Here is a 15149-nt window from a genome sequence, read left to right as displayed (position 1 = left end):
GCACCGCCTCGTTGGATCATCTGCCTAGTTCGCGTTCGTCTCGAGTACTGAGCGGGCGGCCTCTCGCTTGTGGCTGCCCGCCCCGAGGATCTCGTCGTCGGTTCCGGCCAGACGCAGGACCGCCTCAGCGCCCTCGGGGACGACGGCCGTGAGGTGGAGCTTCTCGTCGGCGACCTCCCACCGGACCGAGGCGAGGCCGTGCGGGGTCTCGAGGCTGGTCTCGGCCCATTCGAGGCTGCCGCCGGGCTGGGGTGCTATGAGGATGCGCCGGTAGCCGGGCTCGAGGGGTGCGAGGCCGCCGACGGTGCGGTGGAGCCAGTCGACGACCGCGCCGAGGGCGTAGTGGTTGAAGCTGGTCATCTCGCCGGGGTTGATCGTGCCGTCGGGGAGCATGGAGTCCCAGCGCTCCCAGATCGTCGTCGCGCCCATCGTGACCGGGTACAGCCACGAGGGGTTCTCGGTCTGCAGCAGCAGCCGGTAGGCGGTATCGAGGTGCCCGGTGGCCGTGAGGGCGTCCGTGACGAACGGGGTGCCGGCGAAGCCGGTCGAGATCCGGTAGCCGGAGGCCTCGACGAGCTCGGCCAGGCGCCGTCCCGCGAACTCCCGGTCGGCCCCGCCGAGGATCCCGAAGACGATCGCCAGGGCGTACACGGTGGTGCAGTCGCTCTCGATCACCCCGTCGTGGAGGCAGTGCCGGGTGAACGCTGCCCGCATCTCCTCGGCCATCTCCCGGAACTCGGCCTCGGCCTCCGGGTCGCCGAGCACGGCCGCGGTCTGTGCGACGAGATCGGCAGTGCGGTAGGCGCAGAGGGCCGCGACGACCCCTGTGTCCGCCTTCGCCTCTGCCGGTGCGTGGGGTGGGGCGTCGGGGTCGAGCCAGTCGCCGAACTGGAACCCGGTGTCCCACAGGCCGTTCTCGGAGAGCTTCCCGCGCACACGGCGCGCGTGGGACGTCATCGAGGGGAAGGCCTCTTCGAGTACACGCCGATCCCCGTACGCCTGCCACACCGCCCAGGGGACCCACACCGAGGCATCGCTCCACAGCGCAGTCGTGTCAGGGGCGCCGAACTCCTTGTGGTTCTCGACGTACTTGAGCACGTCCGGGACCACGTACGGGACCATGCCGTCCTGGTGCTCCTGCTCGAGGGCCAGATCCCGCAGCCAGTCCCGCAGGAAGTCCCGCGAGTCGAACAGGAAGCACGCGCTCGGGGCGAACGCCGCGATGTCGCCGGTCCAGCCCAGGCGCTCGTCACGCTGAGGGCAGTCCGTCGGCACGTCCACGAAGTTCCCCCGCATCCCCCACACCGCGTTCTCGTGCAGCCGGTTCACCAGCGGCTCCGACGTCTCGAACCGGCCGATCCGCCGCAGGTCCGAGGAGACGACGACGGCGGTCAGCCCACTGCCGGCCGACACCGCGGCCTTCAGCCCCTCGAGGCCGCCCGGCCAGCCTTCGACCTCCACGTACCGGAACCCGTGGAACGTGAACGTCGGCTCGAACACGTCCGCCCCGCCCGAGAGCGTGAACCGGTCCGTCGCCTCCGCGGAGCGCAGCGGCCGCGTCCCGAGCTCGTCATGCTCAAGCACCTCCGCATGCCGCAGCACCACGACCGAGCCCTCCGGCCCCGTCACCTCGGTGCGGACCCAGCCCACGAGGTTCTGCCCGAAGTCCACCAGCACCTTCCCCGACGGCGACTCCCACACCTTCACAGGCACCAGCTCCTGCTGCCGCCGCACCGGCGGGCCGACGTACGGCTCGAGCCGGGCCAGGTCGTCCTCGAGCTCGTGCACGCCAGCCCACTCCGGCGAGGCGAACCCGGGAGCCAGCCAGGCGTCGTCGTACGCCCGGGCATCGATGGACTGCCCGTCGTAGAGGTCGTTCGCCGTCGTCGCCGACGGGCCCGCCGTCCACGAGCCGTCCGTGCCGAACACCTGCTCGTGCCCATCCGCGAAGCGGACCTTCAGCTCCGCGAACCCCGCCAGCTCCTTGCCGTAGAACGCCGACCCTCCAGACCACGTCAGCCGGCCCCGGTACCACCCGTTGCCCAGTGCGAGGCCCAGCACGGTCGTCGGGCCAACAAGATCCGTGACATCCAGCTCCGCATAGCGCACGCGCCACTCATAGCTCGACCATCCTGGGGTCAGCAGATCCTCCGAGGCCCGGACCCCGTTCACGAACGCCTCCACCACCCCGAGGGCTGAGAGGAACAGGGCCGCCGATTCCACCTCCCCGTGGCCCTCCTCGAGCCGGAACTCCCCGCGCAGCAGCGGGGCGCCGTCGAACTCGGCAGCAGGGGCAATGAAGCGGGAATGCAAAGTGCTCACTTTGACTCGTCTTTCTGATCGGAGGTTGTCGGTTCTCAGCACGGGGATCGGGTGGGGCGAACCGCACCAGCAGTCCTGACGCACGGAACCGTTCGATGGTCTGGGCCTGAGGAGGCTGGTCCGGCACGGGCAGCTCTCAGCCTTTGACGGCGCCGGCGGTCATGCCGGCGACGATCTGGCGGTTGAAGAACAGGTACATGACCAGCGGCGGGATCGTGACGAGCAGGATGTCCATGAAGAGCAGGTTGTAGCTCGAGGTGAACTGGCTCTGGAAGTTGAACAGGGTCAGCTGCACTGTCGCGTTCTGGTCGCCGGGGAAGAAGTAGAGCGGGTTCTGGAAGTCGTTGAACACGGCCACGGACTGCACGACGATCACGGTGACGATGACCGAGCGCAGGAGCGGGAAGATCACCCTGAAGAAGAGCCGGACCGGCCCGCAGCCGTCGATGACGGCCGCCTCGTCGAGCTCGCGGGGGATGGTGGCGATGAACGCGCGGAAGATCATCACGCAGAACGACATCCCGAAGGCGACCTCGACCAGGATGAGACCGGGCATCGTCTTGAACAGGCCGAGGTCCTGGAGCACCCAGATCGTCGGGACGACGGCGGGAGGGATGATCAGGCCCGAGAGGATCAGGAAGTTCGCAAGCCCGTTCCAGCGGCTGCGGCGCCGCTGGAGGACCCAGGCGACCATCGCGGCGAGCACGACCAGGATCGCCACGCTGGCCACGGTCAGGACAGTGCTGTTGATGAAGGCCTGGACGAGCATGAAGTCCCGGGCGGAGACCACCTGCCCGAAGTTCTGCACCAGGTCGAAATGGGCCGGCCAGGACCAGTCCAGCTTCGCCGCCTGGTGGCGGTCCTTGACGGCGGTGAGGACCATGAAGACCAAGGGCACGACGAACAGAGCCGTGGCGACGAGGACGGCGAGGACTCCCCCGCCGTAGCGCTTGAGGGCCTTCACTGCTCGACCTCCTTGCGGTTCAGGAAGATGGACAGGGGCAGGACGATGGCGGTGATGATGACGAACAGCACGACGTTGCCCGCGGTGGAGAGGCCGTAGAAGCCGGCCTCGTACTGCTTATAGATGACCGAGGCGATGACGTCCGAGGCGAAGCCCGGTCCGCCTTGGGTCATGGCCCAGATCAGGTCGAACGAGCGCAGGCCGCCGATGAGGGAGAGGATGATCACGGTCGCCGTCGCGGGGCGGGCGAGCGGGATGGTGATGTTCCAGAAGCACTTGGTCGGGCTCGCCCCGTCGACCCTGGCGGCCTCGTAGAACTCCTGCGGGATCGAGACGATCCCCGCGATGTAGATCACCGTCGCCAGGCCCACGCCCTTCCAGACGTCGACGAATGCGATGGAGAGCAGGGCCCAGTGGGGGTCGGCCAGCCAGGACGGGCCCTGGATCCCCACGATGGAGAGGACCTGGTTGATGATGCCCTTGTCCGGGTCCATGAAGACGCTGAACATGATCCCCACGCCGATGCTCGAGAGCAGCACGGGGAAGAACAGCACCGAGCGCAGGAAGCCGCGGGCGATCATCTTCGAGGTGAGCAGGACCCCGAACAGCATCCCGAGCACGACCTTCAGGCCCGAGGTCAGGATCGCGTAGATGATCGTGTTCCTCAGACCGGTCGAGAGCCCGGGGTCTTGGAAGAACTGGACGAAGTTCCCGAAGCCGATGAAGGTCGCGTTGAAGATGGTCCATCGGGTGAGGCTGAAGAAGAACGAGGCGAAGGTCGGCACGAGGAACAGCACAGTGTAGATCGCGGCGGCCGGGAGGTAGAACCAGTATGGGTACGGGCTCCCCTTCCTCCTGCGGCTGATCATGCCGGGGTTGATGCTGTTCGCTTCCCTGCGCCGCTGGCGCGACGGTGCGGGCGCTGTCTGGTTGACGGTCATGGTGTCTCTCCTTGCACCGGACCGGGAGCCGCCGCGCGGCCCCCGGTCCGCTCATGCTCCGGTCAGCTCCAGCCCGGCAGGTTCAGCTGCTGGGCCTGCTTCTTGACGTCCTCGTCGTAGAGCGAGGCGCCCTTCTGGGCGCTCACCTGCTGGGTGCCGACCTCGACCGTGATCTGCTCGAGGTTCGGGCCCTTCACCGGCGAGAGGAACTCGAGCGCCGGGCTATTCTTGGCGGTGTCGTTGAAGTAGGGCAGCATGTCCTGCACCGCCGGAGGGGTGTTGCTCGGGAGCGTGCAGTCCTTCACGAGGTACGGACCGGACGGCGCGGAGCCCTTGGTCTGGGCGTCGCAGCCGGCCTTGCTGGCGAGGAACGCCTGGAACTTCTCCGCCTCGGCGACGTGCTTGGAGGACTTCGGGATGTAGACGCCCGAGGGGAACCAGATCGTCAGCGCGTTCTTCGATGCGTCGTCGCCAGGGAGCGGGAACATGCCGATGTCGTTGATCTGGTCCGGGTCGTTGGCCTGGATCCCGGCGATGGCCGAGGTCAGGATGGGGTACTGGGCGCCGTCGCCGTTGGCGAGCATGTCGAGGGCCTGGTTGTAGGTGGTGGAGGCGAAGTCCTTGTTGAACAGCGCGTCCTTGGCCGCCTCCTCCTGGTGCTCGAAGCCCTTGATCGCCGCCGGGTCGGTCGCGTACTTGGCCTTGTTCGCCGTGTAGTCGGCCGCGAAGTTCGGCTCGGCCTTTGCCACGTTCGCGAAGTCGCCGAGGACGAACAGCTGGGAGGTCCAGGTGTCCTTGTAGCTCTGGATGATCGGCACGGTACCGGAAGCCTTGATCTTCTGGCTGTTCGAGACGAAATCGGCCCACGTCTTCGGCACAGACAGGCCGAGCTTGGAGTAGACCTTCTTGTTGTAGAGGACGGCGCCCGCGACGCCGCTGCCGAACGGCACGCCGTAGACGTCCTTGCCCGCAGTCACGACGGGCTTGAACGAGTCCGACACGTCGGACATGTAGGACTGGCCCGTCACGGCGACGAGGTTCTGCCCCGGATTGATCTGCTGGAACAGCGAGCCCGAGTTGTACTCGAACACGTCTGCCATGTCGCCGGTGGCCAGCTTGGTCTTGATCGTGTTGTCTCCGTCCGAGCCCTGAGGCCGTGTCTGGACGTCGACCTTGATGTCCGGGTTCGCCGCGGTGAACTCCTTCGCAAGCTCCTTTGCGGCCGCGACGGACGTGTCCGAGTTGTTCACGAGGAACGAGATCGTCGCGCCGCCCGACCCGCTCCCGCCGCTCGAGCTGCCGCCGAAGCCGGTGCAGCCTGTAAGGGCGATGCCGAGGGCAACAGTGCCCGCAGCCACCGGCGCCCAATGCCGGATCAGCTTGCCTGTCATCGTGTCTCCTGATTCGTGGAACGTTTCAGATCGCCGATCCAGCAGGGTCCGCCTTCTTCGCGCGGAACCCTGCAGACCGTCCTGTAGCAGATTGTGGAACGGTCTTCGTAGACCGTTCTACGTGATACTGTAAGCCACATCACATATGGCGGGCAAGGGCTCGGATGAACTCCGATTTGAGAATGCGCTCTCGACTTCCACTTGCAGACGCCTCACCGGAAAGGGGCACGTGGACAAGATCCAAGCTCGGGCGACGATCCGCGACGTCGCACGGCAAGCAGGGGTATCGACGGCGGCCGTCTCGAAGGTCCTACGGGGTGCCTACGGGGTGAGCCCTGCTATGAAGGAGCGAGTCGAAGCCGCCATTACTGCGCTCGAATATCGTCCCCTCGCCGTGGCACGCGGCATGAGGGGCAGGAGCTATACCCTCGGCGTCTTCCTCGTCGACCTCTCCAACACCTTCTTCTCGGTGCTTGTCGAGGGCATCCGTGATGTCGCCGAAGAGCGCGACTACCAGGTTCTCATCGGCCAGGCCCGGCAGGGGCTCGACGCCCAGCGCAGGCTCATCGAGGCCATGGTCGACCGTCGCATGGACGGTCTCCTGCTCATCGCTCCCTTCGGCCCCGATGAAGAGCTCGAGCGCCTCGGAGCGTCGATCCCCGTCGTCGTCCTTGGCCGGCACGGCCCTGCCCGGCACTTCGACACGGTCGCCAGCGACGACGTGGAGGGCAGCGGCCTCATCGTCGACCACCTCGTCTCACTCGGCCACGAGCGCATCTCATTCCTCGGCCACCACGAGCCCGGCGATCAGCCGACCATGCCGCAGACCGTTCGCGCCCGCGGCTACGACCTCGCCATGCAGCGGCACGGGCTCGAACGCTGGATCGACCACATTCCCGGCAGATGGGGAACCGAAGGCGGGCTTGCGGCAGGTCGCATGATCGCGACCCGCGAGCAACGCCCGACGGCCCTCCACGGCGGCGCAGACGTCGCCGCCCTCGGCGCCTTCACGGCGCTCGTCGAATCCGGCCTGCGCGTGCCCGACGACGTCTCGATCGTCGGCTACGACAACGTCCCCGCTTCCGCGCTCCCCCCGATCAGCCTCACCACCGTCGACCAGTCAGGCGTCGCCATGGGCCGCCAGGCTGCCGAACTGCTCCTGACCCGAATGGACGGGCGCCGCGAATCCCAGCATGTCCTGATCCCACCACGCCTCGTGGTCCGCCACACCACAGCGCCATCCCCCGAGTACAGCTCGACACCCCAAGAGTAGCGTCAGCCTCTACATCTGGAGTGCAAATCCAAGCGGTCGGTTTGCGCGTGTAGGGCGGACCCCAACGCCCCATTGCCCCGAAATCTATTAGGCTGGGAAATAGCATCCATCGAAGGCTTTCGCGGCGGTTCCATGCGAGGTCTCGAGTCAGCCGCGGGCTGGACTTGTCGGCAGATCGATACCGTGGCGCAAATTTCCGGAGATAAGGTCAGGTTGCCGCGGGCCTCGTCCAGCCCATCGCATGACGCCGGATCTCCCAGAAGGCGAAAACGCGTCAGCGGGGGTCACCCCTCTGACAGAGGCACGTACCCCGGCGGCTGCCGCTTCCAAATAAAGAATATGGACGGCCTATCTGCCAAAAACCTGCAGATAGGCCGTCCATTTCCGGCAGATAGATGCTCAGACTTGCAACTAGAGGGGGCTTGAGATCACTCTGTGAGACTCCAACCTACTTGCAAGAACTTGCAGATGCAGATCTGCGGAATCAAGCGGATCGACAAGATTGCGAGGTCGACTCGAGGGCCTCGCCTATTTGCAAGTTTGCAGATTGGGGAAGCGGCGGCAGCCCTCAGGGGGTCCAAGGACCCGTCGCGGCGGCACTCCGAGCTGGCGTGGGCAAAGAGGGCGACGGCCTCGTCGCAGCTGGCGTCCAGGACGGGGGCCTCGTTGAGCCGCCATGCGCCCTCGGACTGGCCGCTTGCGGCGAAGCCCTCACCCCAGATGGACAAGGATTTTGTGGCATCGGCGTCCATATCGGCTTCGGTAACTGCGGTGATAGTCATGGTTGTCCCCTTTCCATCTATGAAAATGCGCAATTCGGCTATCCGGGTTAGTCGATTCCTCTGGCCGGTTTCAAAGAGTCAGTAAAAGTCAGCCGCTTTAGCCTTTCGCCGGTCGCGGGCGTAGGGCACTTCCCCTGGATATGGCAGACCGAGGGCGGAGCAGAAAAATGCAGCCTTGAGTTCGCAGTTGCGGTAATGGCCAGCGATCGCTCTATGAGGCGAGGACCGCCAAGGACGTCCGGATCAACCCCGAGAACGCCTGCCTCTACTGCGTCCTCGACAACCGCTTCCGCCGCCTCTCCCCGGACGAGCCCCGCACGAACCTCGGCCGGGACGAGTGGGCCAACGAGTGACCCAAGGATTCGACGTGGGACTTCGTGGCCCGCGGCCCCGGCCACGACACCGACTACTGGGCCCAGTTCCTTCAGGCCCTCTACGAGGTCGACCCGGAGATGGTCAACATCGAGCACGAGGACGTCTCCCTCGGGCGCATCGAGGGACTCGAAGTCGCCGCGAAGGTCCTGCTCGAGGCTGCACGCTCGATCGGGGTCCTCGCAGAGGCCTAAGGGTCGCTTACGTTGTCGCGTCGCTTCCGCAGAATGCATGCCCTTCGGAAGCGATGGCGCTTATAGACCGGGTCCGAGTCGGGTGTAAACGGAAGGCACCGCCGCCCGCCTCGCGCCCCTACGGCGGGAATGCTGACTGGTGACGATCCGGCCGCCTTTTGTCCAACACACCCTCGAGTGCAGGATCCCGTCGGAACCCAGCAGGTGCCACAGTGGAAAAGGGACCGCGGTTGGGATAGCGCTTGAGCGGGCAGTACTCCAGTTCCATCATCGATGAGCCTCACACCGGGAACGCACGGGCTTCAGAGACAACAGGAAGGGTTTCCAGCTCGAACCCGGACTCCTTCGTCATGGCGTCGAAGTTGATTCGCCCGCTGCCGCGAAAGCGACCGAGCGAGCAGCACTCCCGAAGCCGGCACCTATGACGAGCGGTGTGCGTAGCCGGGAATTCTGACCACGAGGCGTCATCCCATGCGTCTGGGGAACGCCCGCTCAGCTACCGAGACGCGTCGAACGCCTATGGTCCACTGTGGGGTACAGCGCATTCCTGATGCCACGTGTTGACAGTTTCATCCTTGGAGACTGTCAGGAGCGGGAGATGAGGCAGCGGTAGCCACCGGCGCGGGCGCCCGAGGTCACTGTTGGCGATCCTCGCGCTGACCGTTCGGGTGGGGCGCTGTGGATGCCCGCACAGACAGCGAGCTGGTCACGACGCCTCTGGGCGTCGTCGTCGTTCCGCGGATCTGGTCGAGGAGCAGGTGGAGGGCTCGTTCTCCCATCTTCTCGAAGTCCAGCTCGGCGCTGGTGAGGGGCGGGGAGAAATAGCGGGCCTCGGGCATGTCGTCGACGCCGACGATGGAGTAATCGCGCGGCGCCACCACTCCCCGGCGGCTCATCTCGCTCATGAAGCCCAGCGCTATCTCATCGTTGGCGGCGAAGACAGCTGAGAAGGTCGAGGTGTCTGCGACTGCGGCGCAGGCGGCGCCCGAGTCTGCGTCCCATTCCTGACAGTGCAGGAGCGGAAGGGGGTCCAGGCCAGCTGCGGCGAGCCCGTCGTAGTAGCCCTTGACGCGGTTGCTTGCCTCGTTGCGGTTGCCGGGGCCTGCCAGGTGAAGGATGCGCCGGTGCCCGAGTTCCACGAGATGGTGCACGGCGAGCCTGGCGGCGCCGTAGGAGTCGGCGTGGACGGAGTGCCCCTCCCGACGGTCGCGCTCGGAGAGCGAGACCACTGGCACGGCGCCATCGATGTGCTCGATCACGGTTTCGAGGCCAGCGTAGGGGGTGGCGACGATGATCCCGTCGACGCGGATCGCCATGAAGCTGTCCAGAGCACGCCAGATCTCCTCCCGCGTCGCCGGGTCGTCGACATCGAGGTCGAACTGGGTGGTGATGAGGGTCTGGTCCTCAAGCCGCGCAGTCCGGCTGATGCCGGTGAGGATCCCGGCGTTGCCGTAGTTGAGGGGTCCCATCGCGAGGAATCCGATGGTTTCGGTGCGGGCTCCCCGGAGGCTGCGGGGCAGCTTGTTGGGCCGGTATCCCAGTTCTTTGACGGCCGCCTCGATGCGGCGCCGGGAGTCCGACGATACTGTGCCTCCCGTGTAGAGCCGGGAAACCGTCTGCGCCGACACGTGTGCAAGACGCCCGACGTCGGCCATGCTGGGCCGACGTCGTGCGGGTGTTTGCTTGTCCATTGCCTGCTTCCTTCGCCTCGGACCGAGCATATCTCTGCGACACGCTTGAGGGGATTCGTCCGGTTGGGTCCGGATCGAAGCGGAGGGTGCCCGAGCAGAGGGATGCTTAGAGGGCGGTGAGGCCGCCGTCGACGGTGAAGAGGCCGCCGGTGGCGTAGGCGGAGTCGTCGCTAGCGAGGTAGACCATGATTCCCTCGACGTCCTCGGCTCTTCCAGGACGGCCGAGCATGGTGGCGTCGACGAGGCCGGCACGCTGGGCGGGGTCTTCCGCGATCGTGCGCACGAGCGGGGTCTCGGTGTACCCCGGGACGACGGTGTTCACGCGTATGCCCTCGGCGGCGTAGTCGGCGGCAACGACGCGGGCGAGCCCGTGGACTCCGGCCTTGGAGCTGGAGTAGGCGGTGAAGGTCTGGCCGCAGGCAACGACGGCGGTCGGGCTTCCGGTGCAGACGATGGAGCCGCCGCGCCCGCCCATGGCCCGCACGGCGTGCTTGAGGGTCAGGAACGTCCCGCGCTGGTTGATCCGCACGGTCTTCTCCCACACTTCGAGGTCAAGGTCGCCGACCCGGGCGTCCTGGCCGAAGAGTTGAACGCCGGCGTTCGCGACGACCACGTCGAGCGGCCCGAGCGCGGTGGCCTCGGCGAAGGCCGCCTCGACGCTGGCCTCGTCGGAGATGTCGACGCCCAGGGGCAGCGCACGCTCGCTGCCGGTCGCGTGCGCGGCCTCGCCGGCGCCGTCGTCGTTCAGGTCGGCGAAGTAGACGGTGGCGCCCTCGGAGACGAAGCGGGTGGCGACGGCGCGCCCGATCCCGGAGGCGGCTCCGGTGACGAGGGCAGTCTTCCCTGTGAGGCGGTCGGTCATGGGAGCGGTCCTTTCAGATGGCCTGCTGTGGAATTGAGGTGAGGCTGTGGAGCCGGTCAGATCGAGCCGGTTCAGTCGAGAGCGAGGACGGCGGTGTCCCAACCCGGGATGCGTGCCTCTCGGGTCGGGCCGTCTGGGGCTGCGAGGCAGACGTCGATCGGCCAGGGGTGCGGGTTGGCGAGGAAGCAGGTGGTCCCGGTGTCCGATCGGACGGGGTAGACGGTGGGGCCGGACGGCGTCGTTGCCGAGGAGAGGACCACTGATCCGGAGAGGGCGGCGAGCCGGGCCAGGACCCGGACCATCGGCGCGTCCGGATCGTCGGGGATGCCGTAGCTGAGTGAGGAGACTTCTGGGAGGGTGAGGGCGGCGACGCTTCCGAGGGCCCACGCGGCCCCGAAGGGCTCCGATCCGAGGCGGCTGGGCCCAGGGAGTTCGTCGGGGCGTGGAGGCTGGGTGGCCACGGCGTTGAAGCGGGGTGAGATCGTGATGGGGCCGATGCGCAGCGGCCTGCCGCCGCCGATCTCACAGGCCCGCCGTGCTGTGAGCGGCTGGATGCCGATGGTGTCCATGACGGAATCCGGCTCGACGGCGTGCATCTGGGATGTGATCGCGTAGACCGTGCCGTCCGCACTGTCGGGCAGGGGGTGGGTGCTGCGGTTGAGCTCGGTGAAGTGGCTGCGGACGCCGGCGAGGATCTCACCGCGGTAGCCGATCCGGCGCCCGTGGGCGGCGACGGCACCGAGCACGACGGCGTCGGTGAGGTGGGTCGCGGGGTCGAAGACCGCGAGCCGGACCACCTTCTCGAGCGGGAGCCTGTCCAGCACCTCGTTCGCTTCGGCTGCGGTGGCCGCCACGAGCCGCAGGTCGATGCCGTGGGCTGCGCGCTCGGCGGCCTTGAGTGCCTCGGAGGGAGATACCGTTCCGTCCCCCGCCCGGGGTGCCGGGCTGACCTCGAGCACGAGCGGGCCGGCCAGCTGCTCGTGCGCGGCAGCCGCAGGGTCTTCGAGCCAGAAGCCGATCTCGGGGACGCGACCGGCCGCGGCCGGCCCGACGTCGACCGTGTGCACCGCCCGGAGGCGGACCGACTGCTCGACCCTGTTCCCCGCCTCGTGCCGGACCGGGAAGGGCAGGCTTAGTGGGGTGCTGTAGGTCTTGAAGGAGGCATCGGTCCAGTTGCGCTGGTCCTCGGTCTCGAAGACGTCCCCGGCGAAGGACAGCTCGAACCGGGTCCCCTCGCGTTCCCAGGACATGGCGGCGATGTCCTTGAACGGCTGGTGGGGGCTGATCTCCGTGGGGAATCTGGCCGGGGTCTGAATTCCGTCAGAGTGCCCGACGACGATGGGACGCCCGGTGTCGTCCGGCCGGTGGAGGACGACGAGCCCGATCCGGTTGCCCAAGAAGGATTCCACGGCGGTGCCGTGGAAGAAGACGGCGAGGCCGTCGTCGTCGATCCTCACCTCGACGCGGCCGCGGTAGCTCCCGCCGTAGCCGCTCCAGTCGACGTCGAGCGCAAGGTGGAGGGCGTCGTCGGACTCCATGACGTCCACCTCGGTCACGTGGGGTGCGAGGGTGAGCCAGTTGTGGTTGCGGACGACGGCGCGTATCCCCCTCAGGACCGGGACGCCGGCGTAGGAGATGCTGGCAAGCTCGTCGCCGCGCAGCTGCAGGTCCCACGGTCCCCAGGAGAGGTTGCGGGCAGAGGAGCGCTCGGGCGCGGTGCCGGTCAAAGCAGTGTCCTGTCCCCCGCTTCGGCGCCACCCCCAAGGGGACGGCATGCGATGCGGTGCTAGTCGGTGGGAGGGTTGAAGTCGGAGAGGAGCCGACCGGTTGCCGTTGCCATGTGCTGCTGCATCACGCGCCGCGCGGCCTCCGGGTCCCGGGACCTGATCGCCTCGAAGACCGCAGAATGCTCTCTCGCAGCCTCGGCTGCCCGCTCCTCGTCGCGCAGTCCCCGGTCCATCCAGATCCGCAGGAGCGAGCGGATGCTCTGGAGGATGGCCTCGAGCACTGTATTGCCCGACGCGAGGGCGATCTCGCGGTGGAACGCCGAGTCTGCCTCCTTGAAGGCCTCGAAGTCCTCTGTCGAGCGGTTCATGGTCGCGACGAAGCCGGCCATCCGTTCGATCGACTCGTCGCTGATCCGGGCTGCCGCCTGCTCTGCGGCCTGGACCTCGAGTCCGCTGCGCAGCTCGGCGAGCTCCCTCGTGCGGGGTTCGCCCAGCATCAGCCCCCAAGACAGGGTCCGGGGAAGGAGCTCCGAGGCCCCTCCCCTCAGGTAGGTGCCCGAGCCGGGCCGGACGATGACGATTCCCAGGATCTCCAGGGCTGCGAGGGCCTCGCGGATCGCCGAGCGGCCCACGCCGAGGCTCGCCGCGAGGCTCCGTTCGGAGGGGAGCCTCGTGCCGGGGGCGATCTGGCCGTTCGTGAAGACTCCCATGAGCCGCTCCGCGACCTCTGCGGCCACCGAGGAGCTCTCCATCGACCCGAGGGCCTGGTTGAGGTCGACGGCGGCGCTCATCTTTGTCTCCATTCTCAAGAGGTTAGCCGGTTGCCCGGGCATCCGGCAGGACGAGGGCGTCCTGCCGCACCCGTCCGCGGCGCCGGCTAGAGAGCCCGCAGGCGCAGGGCGATGAACTGGCGCCCGGGAAGTTCGACGCGGAACCTGCCCGAGTGGGTTCCCGGCAGGGTCTCGACGGTCATGTTCCAGGTGTCGATGACGTCGACCTCGTAGGCCTTCTCCGGGGATTTGACGAACCGGCGGTAGGTGGGCTGGTTGAAGCCGAAGTAGAAGATCTCGTATTCGCCCTCGATCCCGGCGCTGGGGGCGTCCCAGCTGCCCGCGAGCGGCTCGAGGCGGCCGCCCGGGCTCTCCTCGAGGATCCGGCGCAGGAACCCGATCCGACCGGGGCTGGTCCCCTTCAGGGTTCCGCCCTTGGCCCACCAGAGGACGTCGTCCGGGTCCATGTAGGTCTCGCCGTGGCCGACGTAGCCGCCGCGGATAGCGCCCTCCCAGAACCGCCGGGTCATCTCCTCGCCGGTGATGTTGCCCCAGCCCTGGTCGATGTTGCCCTCGTAGGCGCACTCGTCGATCACGACCGGCTTGCCGTAGGCGGTGCGCCATTCGGTGGTCATCTCAGCCGTCTTGTACACGTCCTGGCGCTGGATGCTGCAGTGGGTGATCCACGGACGGCTGTGGTCGTAGAACTCGCGGCAGTTGTGGATCGAGAGGAGGTGCCCGCTCGGGTCGTTCCCCGTGACGATGCCGGCGAACCGCTCCCAGTCCTCGGTGGTCTTCTCGAACAGGAGGTCGTACTCGTTGGCCAAGGCCCACCAGACGTTCCGTCGCGAGGCCAGGCGGGCCACGGCGTACTTGAGGTAGAGGTCGTCCGCGGCCGGGCTCATTGTGGAGAAGCCCCAGCGGTCGTAGGCGTGGAAGAGGATCAGGTCCGCCTCGATGCCGAGCGCGTCGAGTTGGTCGATGCGGGTCTCGAGGTGCTTCCAGTACGCGGGGTTGGGGCGGAAGTGGTCGAAGCCCTCTTCGAGCGAGCCCTCGTAGGGGTAAAGCTCGGGCTCGTTCTCATTGAAGAGGTACGACTTGGGGAAGACGCACATGCGCATCTTGTTGAAGGGCGCGGCCTTGAGCGTCTCGAGGGTCGCCTCTTCGAGGGCCTTGCCCTGATGAGTCCACACATAGCAGGTAGTGCCAATGGGGACGTAGGGGGTCCCGTCCTCGTACGCGAAGTGGAAGGTGTCCGCAACCCGGACGGGGCCCTTCGACTCGGCCGGGGCGGCGGTGAAGAAGCCGGTGATGCCGTCGAGGGAGCGGGCGTTGCTGGAGGTGATGAAGGACCACTCGCCCTCGGCTGGGACCAGGAGCCGGATGCGGTAGGTTCCGTCGCCGTCGTAGAAGCCCGGTACCTTCAGCTCCTGCCCTGGCCCAGCGAAGACTGCGGTGAGCTCGACGTCGGTGAACGGGTTCCCGTGCGAGGGGCCCTCGAGCACGGCCTCGAACGCCGACCATCTCGGAACCTGCCCGGGATGCTGGCTTCTCGCACCGGCCCGCTGCACCAACCCGGGCTCGTAGTCGGGTTTCGGGGGCTCGGGCTTCTGCGAGCCGCTGTTGCGGAGTGCCCTCGTCCCGCCCACTCTCGCGACCCTATCCAGCAGCTCGGCCTGGAGCCCCGGGTTTCCCCGTAGGCGCTCCTCCGTGGCAAGGATCAGCCCGAGCGGGTAGTGGTACAGGCTGTGCAGGAGCGGATTGGCCGCCAGCTCCGGGACTTCCTCGGCGAGGATCGCATGCGCCGCCGGATCGCGCATGACCTCGAACAGGGGTGTTGCGGACGTGAAGGTTGGCATA

At 67.3% G+C, this 15149-nt stretch carries 11 protein-coding genes and 1 pseudogene; 2 read left to right on the top strand and 10 right to left on the bottom strand.

All coding sequences use genetic code 11. The features are described 5' to 3' along the window. Positions 1–24: 24 nt before the first annotated feature. From L0M17_RS08825 to L0M17_RS08810, 4 genes are all read right to left on the bottom strand, one after another. The gene (locus L0M17_RS08825; RefSeq protein ID WP_241053581.1) at positions 25–2322 is read right to left on the bottom strand and encodes an alpha-L-rhamnosidase; all 2298 of its coding nucleotides are present in this window, start codon (positions 2320–2322) and stop codon (positions 25–27) included. 136 nt (positions 2323–2458) lie between these two features. Next, complete coding sequence (locus L0M17_RS08820; protein WP_241053580.1) at positions 2459–3286, bottom strand: carbohydrate ABC transporter permease; 828 nt, start codon at positions 3284–3286, stop codon at positions 2459–2461. Continuing rightward, positions 3283–4227 (bottom strand): carbohydrate ABC transporter permease, encoded by a 945-nt coding sequence (locus tag L0M17_RS08815; RefSeq protein WP_241053579.1) that lies wholly within the window; start codon positions 4225–4227, stop codon positions 3283–3285. The genes L0M17_RS08820 and L0M17_RS08815 overlap by 4 nt, the downstream gene beginning before the upstream one ends. Before the next feature lie 62 nt (positions 4228–4289). Then, positions 4290–5618 (bottom strand): ABC transporter substrate-binding protein, encoded by a 1329-nt coding sequence (locus tag L0M17_RS08810; protein ID WP_241053577.1) that lies wholly within the window; start codon positions 5616–5618, stop codon positions 4290–4292. Between the two features lie 229 nt (positions 5619–5847). Between L0M17_RS08810 and L0M17_RS08805 the strand changes: the two genes are divergently transcribed. Then, positions 5848–6891 carry a LacI family DNA-binding transcriptional regulator gene (locus L0M17_RS08805; RefSeq protein WP_241053575.1) on the top strand — a complete coding sequence of 348 codons (1044 nt, stop codon included), beginning with the start codon at positions 5848–5850 and terminating at the stop codon, positions 6889–6891. Positions 6892–7319: 428 nt separating this feature from the next. Here the strand turns inward: L0M17_RS08805 and L0M17_RS08800 are convergent, their stop codons facing one another. Further along, the gene (locus L0M17_RS08800; RefSeq protein WP_241053574.1) at positions 7320–7673 is read right to left on the bottom strand and encodes a hypothetical protein; all 354 of its coding nucleotides are present in this window, start codon (positions 7671–7673) and stop codon (positions 7320–7322) included. A gap of 227 nt (positions 7674–7900) precedes the next feature. On the opposite strand from L0M17_RS08800, the pseudogene L0M17_RS08795 reads away from it, so the two are divergent. Continuing rightward, positions 7901–8239 (top strand): annotated as a pseudogene (locus L0M17_RS08795) (sugar phosphate isomerase/epimerase); the annotation flags it as partial. A 635-nt stretch (positions 8240–8874) separates the two neighbouring features. Here L0M17_RS08795 and L0M17_RS08790 read toward each other — a convergent pair. From L0M17_RS08790 to L0M17_RS08770, 5 genes are all read right to left on the bottom strand, one after another. After that, positions 8875–9930, bottom strand: coding sequence for a LacI family DNA-binding transcriptional regulator (locus L0M17_RS08790; protein ID WP_241053573.1), 1056 nt, complete (start codon positions 9928–9930; stop codon positions 8875–8877). 106 nt (positions 9931–10036) lie between these two features. Continuing rightward, positions 10037–10792 carry an SDR family NAD(P)-dependent oxidoreductase gene (locus tag L0M17_RS08785; protein ID WP_241053572.1) on the bottom strand — a complete coding sequence of 252 codons (756 nt, stop codon included), beginning with the start codon at positions 10790–10792 and terminating at the stop codon, positions 10037–10039. A 71-nt stretch (positions 10793–10863) separates the two neighbouring features. After that, entirely contained in the window at positions 10864–12519 is a 1656-nt protein-coding gene (locus tag L0M17_RS08780) for a D-apionate lactonase family protein (RefSeq protein ID WP_241053571.1), read from the bottom strand. A gap of 59 nt (positions 12520–12578) precedes the next feature. After that, a complete protein-coding gene (locus tag L0M17_RS08775) occupies positions 12579–13310 on the bottom strand; it encodes a FadR/GntR family transcriptional regulator (RefSeq protein WP_241053570.1) in 732 nt (243 codons plus the stop codon). 86 nt (positions 13311–13396) lie between these two features. Continuing rightward, positions 13397–15148, bottom strand: a complete 1752-nt coding sequence (locus tag L0M17_RS08770) for a DUF5605 domain-containing protein (RefSeq protein ID WP_241053568.1) — start codon at positions 15146–15148, stop codon at positions 13397–13399. Between the last annotated feature and the right edge of the window lies 1 nt (position 15149).

It is taken from the genome of Sinomonas terrae (assembly GCF_022539255.1).
GTDB classification, from domain to species: Bacteria; Actinomycetota; Actinomycetes; order Actinomycetales; family Micrococcaceae; genus Sinomonas; species Sinomonas terrae.
Note: the sequence above shows the minus strand (reverse complement) of the source record. Positions and strands in the feature narration are given on the sequence as shown.

Bases quoted from the DNA above. Each gene is read 5' to 3' on its own strand.
- L0M17_RS08815 (WP_241053579.1), bottom strand. From the start codon at position 4,227: ATGACCGTCAACCAGACAGCGCCCGCACCGTCGCGCCAGCGGCGCAGG.
- L0M17_RS08790 (WP_241053573.1), bottom strand. From the start codon at position 9,930: ATGGACAAGCAAACACCCGCACGACGTCGGCCCAGCATGGCCGACGTC.
- L0M17_RS08785 (WP_241053572.1), bottom strand. From the start codon at position 10,792: ATGACCGACCGCCTCACAGGGAAGACTGCCCTCGTCACCGGAGCCGCC.
- L0M17_RS08800 (WP_241053574.1), bottom strand. From the start codon at position 7,673: ATGACTATCACCGCAGTTACCGAAGCCGATATGGACGCCGATGCCACA.
- L0M17_RS08810 (WP_241053577.1), bottom strand. From the start codon at position 5,618: ATGACAGGCAAGCTGATCCGGCATTGGGCGCCGGTGGCTGCGGGCACT.
- L0M17_RS08775 (WP_241053570.1), bottom strand. From the start codon at position 13,310: ATGAGCGCCGCCGTCGACCTCAACCAGGCCCTCGGGTCGATGGAGAGC.
- L0M17_RS08770 (WP_241053568.1), bottom strand. From the start codon at position 15,148: ATGCCAACCTTCACGTCCGCAACACCCCTGTTCGAGGTCATGCGCGAT.